This is a genomic window from Massilia sp. LXY-6, from assembly GCF_051233485.1.
Classification (GTDB): Bacteria; Pseudomonadota; Gammaproteobacteria; order Burkholderiales; family Burkholderiaceae_D; genus Telluria.
On sequence record NZ_JBKFGF010000044.1, the window covers coordinates 1 to 5,337 of the forward strand.

Below are 5,337 nucleotides of genomic sequence, written 5' to 3' on the forward strand. Positions count from 1 at the left end.
CGGCGGCGCCCGCGCCCGGCCCGGCGCCGACGGCCAGCGCCGCACCGATGACCGGCGTGGCCGCGCGCCCGTCCGCCCCGGCGCCCTGGGACCAGCCGGCCGCGCGTCCCCAGCCGCAGGCAGCCGCCCAGCAGCCGCCGGCCATGAACCGGGCACCTGAGCGCGCCGCGCAGCAGGCACAAGGGCAAGCGTATGACCAGGCGCTGGCCGACGACGAGCCGCCATCCTGGGTCACCGATTTTTCCGACGACACCGCGGTCGCCGCCGAGGCCCCCGCATTGGCGAGCGCACCGCCGGTCGCGCGCGCCCCGGCCCCGAGCGCGCCGTCGCATCCGTATGTGATCACGCCGGTGCCGGCGATCGGCTGGGACGGCAACTGGCCGGCGCTGGCGGCGTCGCTGCCGCTGCGCGGCGTGGCCCAGCAGCTTGCCTTCCAGACCGAGCTGGTCGGCTGCACCTCGGACGCTTCGTCCGCCACCTTCCGCCTGCGGGTGCCGGTCGACACCCTGCGCGCCAGCGGCAACAGCGAGAAGCTGTGCGCGGCCCTGCAGGAACGCTTCCCGGCCGTGCGCATCAACATCGATACCGAGATCGGCCCGGTCTGGTACACCGCCAGCGCCGAGGCCAGGGCGCGCCGCGAGCAGCTGCAGAGCGAAGCCGAGGAAACGGTCGGCGCCGACCCCTTCATCCAGGCGCTGGAGCAGACCTTCGACGCCTTCGTGGTGCCGGGTTCGGTGCGCCCGATCGGCACTTAATTTTTCAGTTTCACCCGACTTTATTGGAGAACACCACCATGATGAAAAACCAGCTCGCAGGCATGATGAAGCAGGTCCAGGCCATGCAGGACAATATGAAGAAGGCGCAGGATCAGCTGGCTCTGATCGAGGTCGAGGGCCAGTCGGGCGCCGGCCTGGTCAAGGTGGTCATGACCTGCAAGAACGACGTCAAGCGCGTCTCGATCGACCCCTCGCTGCTGGGCGACGACCGCGACATGCTGGAAGACCTGGTCGCGGCCGCCTTCAACGATGCGATCCGCAAGGCCGAAGCCACCAGCCAGGAAAAGATGAGCGGCCTGACCGCCGGCCTGCCGATCCCGCCGGGCTTCAAGATGCCGTTCTGACCGGCGCAAGCGCGATGTCCAAATCGCTCGACTTCCTGACCGAGGCCCTGCGCCGCCTGCCGGGCGTCGGCCCGAAGTCGGCGCAGCGCATGGCTTTCCACCTGCTGCAGCACGACCGCGAAGGCGCCGCGATGCTGTCGCGCGCCCTCTACCAGGCGGTCGAGACGGTGCATCACTGCGCGATGTGCAATACCTTCTCGGAGCTCGACGTCTGCGAACTGTGCGCGGACCCGGAGCGCGACCATGCGCTGCTGTGCGTGGTCGAGACCCCGGCCGACCAGCTCATGATCGAGCAGACCCTCACCTATAAAGGCCTGTACTTCGTGCTGATGGGCCGGCTGTCGCCGCTGGACGGCATCGGTCCGCGCGACCTGCACCTGGACAAGCTGGTCAACCGTGCCGCCGACGGTATCGTGAACGAAGTCGTGCTTGCCACCAATTTCACCAACGAGGGCGAGGCCACCGCCCATTACATCAGCGAGATGCTGAAGGCGCGCGGACTGAAGGTCAGCCGTCTGGCGCGCGGGGTTCCCGTAGGAGGCGAACTCGAGTATGTGGACGCCGGCACGATTGCGCGCGCCATGCTCGACAGGCGAAGTGCATAATGGACCTCCCCACAAGGGACCGCCGGCGAATGGATGAGGCCACGGAACCATTGAGGTAGCGGGTTCCGGTTGACGGTACGCAAACAGCGCACCGGGTCGGCTGCTATCGTGGGCCACACTTTGACCGGAATCGAGCATGCACCTTGTCGACATCACGATGTTTTACGCGGCTGAAGGAGGCGGCGTCAGTACCTACCTGAACGCCAAGGCGCACTGGCTGGCACGCCGCAGCCGGGTGCAGCACACCATCCTCAGCCCCAACGTCGAGACCTGCGACGACGCCGTGCCGGCCCTGGTACGCATTCCCGCCGCCAACCTGCCGGGCTTCCACGGCTTCCGGATGCCGCTGTCGGTATCCGCTCCCGCGCGCCTGCTGGAAGCGGTGAGCCCCGACATCGTCGAGGCGGGCGATGCCGGCCACTGCGCCTGGGCCGCGCTGCACATGCGCAAGCGCTACAACATCCCCGCCGTCGCCTTCTACCATTCGGACCTGCCGCGCCTGGTGCAGCCGCGCCTGGGCCGCTGGATCGCGCATGGCACCTGCCGCTACCTCGCCAACCTGTACCGCCAGTTCGACCTGGTGCTGGCCCCCAGCCGGGTGATGGTCGAGCAATTGCAGGAAATCGGCGTGCATGGCGTCGTGCACCAGCCGCTGGGCATCGATACCGGCGTGTTCCGGCCGCAGCAGGACGGCGAGCGGCTGGGCGAAACCCTGCGCGAACACCTCGGGCTGGATCCCGACACCCGCCTGCTGGTCTACGCCGGCCGCTTCACGCCGGAAAAGAAACTGCACGTGCTGATCGAGGCGGTGCGCAAGCTGGGCGAGCGCTACCACCTGGTCCTGGTCGGCGGCGGCGACGCCTTGCCGCATGCCGCCAACGTCACCATCGTCCCGTTCGAGCGCGACCAGCGCCAGCTCGCGCGCCTGCTGGCCAGCTGCGACCTGCTGGTCCATCCGGGCGATTGCGAAACCTTCGGTCTGATCGTGCTCGAGGCGATGGCCTGCGGCCTGCCGATCGTCGGCACCAGCCGCGGCGGCGTGGCCGAGCTGGTCGACCGCGAGACCGGCATCCTGGCCGAGCCGAACAATGTCGACAGCCTGGCCGGGGCCATCGAGGCGATCTACTTCCGCGACATGGCGCGCATGGGCCAGGCCGCGCGCCGCAAGGCAGCCGAGCGCTACGATTGGAACGAGATCCTGCCGCAGGTGCTGGGCCGCTATGAGCTCCTGCTGGGCGGCGCCTACCAGCGCATCCAACACGAACCGGAGCGTATCTGTGTTACCGACTGAACCTGCCGCCGAACTCGGCGCCGCGCTGCCGGGCATGCTGTGCGTGTCGATCCACGACGTTGCGCCCGCCACCTGGCCAGACTGCCTGCGGCTGGTGCAGGCGATCCGCGCGGTGGCCGACATCCCGCTGACCTGGCTGGTCGTGCCGCATTACCACTTCCGCCCCGAGCGTTCGGCGGCGATGGAGGCCGGCCTCGACGTCGCCCTGGCGCGCGGCGACGAACTCGCGCTGCACGGCTACAGCCACCTCGACACCGAAGCGAACGGCGGCGGCCTGCGCGCGCGCTTCCTGCGCAACGTGTACACGCGGCGCGAAGGCGAGTTCGCAGCGCTCAGCCACGACGAGGCGCGGCGCCGGATCGAGCTCGGGCTGGCATGGTTCGCCGAACGCGGCTGGACGCCGGACGGCTTCGTGCCGCCGGCCTGGCTGCTGGGCGAGGGCGCCTGGCAGGCGCTGCGCGAATCGCCGTTCGCCTACACCACCACCTTCAGCCACTTCCACTGCCTGCGCGGCGCCGCCGGGCATGTCAAACCCTTGAAATCGCCGTCGATGGTGTACGCGGCGCGCAACCGCGGCGGCCGCTGGCTGTCGCCGCGGGTAGCCGACTTCACCGCCGCGATGCTGGCGGATTCGCCGCTGGTACGCTTCAGCCTGCATCCGCCGGACGCGCGCTATCCCGAGCTGGTGCGGCATACCCAGCGCGTGCTCGAACGCCTGCTGGCCCGGCGCAGCGCGGTGACCAAGGCCGAGTGCGCACGGCGGCTGGCCGGCGAAGCGCCCCTTACCAGTGGCGGCCCCAATAGCCGCCCCCGTACCAGTAACCCGGACCCCAGCCGGGGGACGGTCCATAGCGCTGCAGGTCGTCCTTGGTGCTGAGGCTCAGGATGCAGCTGCGCCAGGGGTCGGAATCGACGGCATAGCCCAGCCGCGAACAGGCGCGGCCGTACACAGCCATCAGGTTTGCCATCTCGGCCTGCTTTTGCGCGGCGCGTTCCTGCGGCGTGGTGCAGGCGACGGTCGCCACCGACAGCAACAGCAGGGCGCCGGCAGCGGCGGGGGATGGAAATCGAAGAGAAAAGAAGGACATAGGGCCTCCATGACAACGGCGCGGTGCGCCCGGAATCAGCATAGCGCAGGCCGGCGGCGGGCGTCCAGCATGACCCAATCGAACGCCGCAGCCGGTACGCCGGCAGGGCCGGGGCTCGCTGGGGAATGAATTTTCTGGCAAGATGCTCGCTTTTCCAAAGGAGGCGAGGATGGCACGACGGGCATGGCTGGTCTGGAGCCGGCGTATTCTGCTGGTGCTCGCGGCGCTGCTTGCGCTGGCCGTGCTGGGCGCCTGGCTGTTCCTGCGTGCGAGCCTGCCGCAGCTCGACGGCAAGCGGGACTCGCCGCTGTTGTCCGGCGCGGTGACGGTGGCGCGCGACGCCAACGGCGTGCCGACCATCAGCGGCGCGAACCGGCTCGACCTGGCCTACGCCACCGGCTTCGTACATGGCCAGGAGCGCTTCTTCCAGATGGACCTGCTGCGCCGCAGCGCGGCCGGCGAACTGGCCGAACTGTTCGGTCCGAAAGCCCTGCCGCTCGACCGCGCGCACCGGCTGCACCGTTTCCGCGCCCGCGCCGCCGAGGTGCTGGCACGCTTGCCCCTCGAGCAGCGCCAGTTCGTCGAACGCTACGCCGCCGGCGTCAACGACGGTCTGAACGCCCTGGGCGCGCGGCCGTTCGAATACGCGCTGACCGGCGCCGCCCCACGGCCCTGGACGCCGGCCGACTCGATGCTGGTGGTATGGGCCATGTACCTCGACCTGCAGGGCAACCAGGAAGCGCGCGAGCTGGCGCGCGGCTGGCTGGCGCGTCACACCAGCGCCGAGCAGCGCGCCTTCCTGCTGCCCGAGGCCAGCCAGTGGGACGCGCCGCTCGACGCCCCGGACGTGGCCCTTGCGCCGCCCCCGCTTCCCGCGCGCGCGCCCGCCTGGTGGGGACGCAAGGATGCGGTGCCGCCGCGCCAGGTGGCCGGCGTGCAGTTCGCCGACGCGGTCGGCAGCAATAATTACGCGCTGGCCGGCACGCGCACCGCCAGCGGGGCGGCGATCGTCTCCGACGACATGCACCTCGGGCTGCAGCTGCCGAATACCTGGTACCGGCTGGCACTGCGCTTTCCGGATGCGCACGGCGCGCAGCGGCGCGTGGTGGGCGTCAGCCTGCCGGGGGCGCCGCCGCTGGTCATCGTCGGCAGCAACGGCCACGTGGCCTGGGCCTTCACCAACAGCTACGCCGATACGCTCGATCTGCTGCGCCTGGGCACCGATCCGGCGCG

The 5,337-nt window shown here is 70.1% G+C and carries 6 protein-coding genes and 1 pseudogene; 6 read left to right on the top strand and 1 reads right to left on the bottom strand.

Going from position 1 to position 5,337, the window contains the following annotated elements; genetic code table 11:
- From ACI48D_RS19295 to ACI48D_RS19315, 5 genes and pseudogenes are all read left to right on the top strand, one after another.
- Window positions 1–755, top strand: a pseudogene (locus ACI48D_RS19295) (DNA polymerase III subunit gamma/tau); the annotation flags it as partial.
- 38 nt (window positions 756–793) lie between these two features.
- Complete coding sequence (locus ACI48D_RS19300) at window positions 794–1,120, top strand: YbaB/EbfC family nucleoid-associated protein (protein ID WP_047822982.1); 327 nt, start codon at window positions 794–796, stop codon at window positions 1,118–1,120.
- A gap of 14 nt (window positions 1,121–1,134) precedes the next feature.
- Window positions 1,135–1,725 (top strand): recombination mediator RecR, encoded by a 591-nt coding sequence (gene recR, locus ACI48D_RS19305; protein ID WP_435572868.1) that lies wholly within the window; start codon window positions 1,135–1,137, stop codon window positions 1,723–1,725.
- Between the two features lie 136 nt (window positions 1,726–1,861).
- Window positions 1,862–3,016 (top strand): glycosyltransferase, encoded by a 1,155-nt coding sequence (locus ACI48D_RS19310; RefSeq protein ID WP_435572869.1) that lies wholly within the window; start codon window positions 1,862–1,864, stop codon window positions 3,014–3,016.
- Window positions 3,003–3,893 carry a DUF2334 domain-containing protein gene (locus tag ACI48D_RS19315; RefSeq protein ID WP_435572870.1) on the top strand — a complete coding sequence of 297 codons (891 nt, stop codon included), beginning with the start codon at window positions 3,003–3,005 and terminating at the stop codon, window positions 3,891–3,893. The genes ACI48D_RS19310 and ACI48D_RS19315 overlap by 14 nt, the downstream gene beginning before the upstream one ends.
- Here ACI48D_RS19315 and ACI48D_RS19320 read toward each other — a convergent pair.
- On the bottom strand, window positions 3,799–4,104 hold the full coding sequence (locus ACI48D_RS19320; protein WP_435572871.1) for a hypothetical protein: 306 nt from the start codon (window positions 4,102–4,104) through the stop codon (window positions 3,799–3,801). The two genes, ACI48D_RS19315 and ACI48D_RS19320, sit on opposite strands and share 95 nt — an antisense overlap.
- Window positions 4,105–4,273: 169 nt before the next feature.
- On the opposite strand from ACI48D_RS19320, the gene ACI48D_RS19325 reads away from it, so the two are divergent.
- The coding region (locus ACI48D_RS19325) for a penicillin acylase family protein (RefSeq protein WP_435572872.1) at window positions 4,274–5,337 on the top strand (1,064 nt) is incomplete at its 3' end.

Bases quoted from the DNA above. Each gene is read 5' to 3' on its own strand.
- ACI48D_RS19300 (WP_047822982.1), top strand. From the start codon at position 794: ATGATGAAAAACCAGCTCGCAGGCATGATGAAGCAGGTCCAGGCCATG.
- ACI48D_RS19320 (WP_435572871.1), bottom strand. From the start codon at position 4,104: ATGTCCTTCTTTTCTCTTCGATTTCCATCCCCCGCCGCTGCCGGCGCC.
- recR (WP_435572868.1), top strand. From the start codon at position 1,135: ATGTCCAAATCGCTCGACTTCCTGACCGAGGCCCTGCGCCGCCTGCCG.
- ACI48D_RS19310 (WP_435572869.1), top strand. From the start codon at position 1,862: ATGCACCTTGTCGACATCACGATGTTTTACGCGGCTGAAGGAGGCGGC.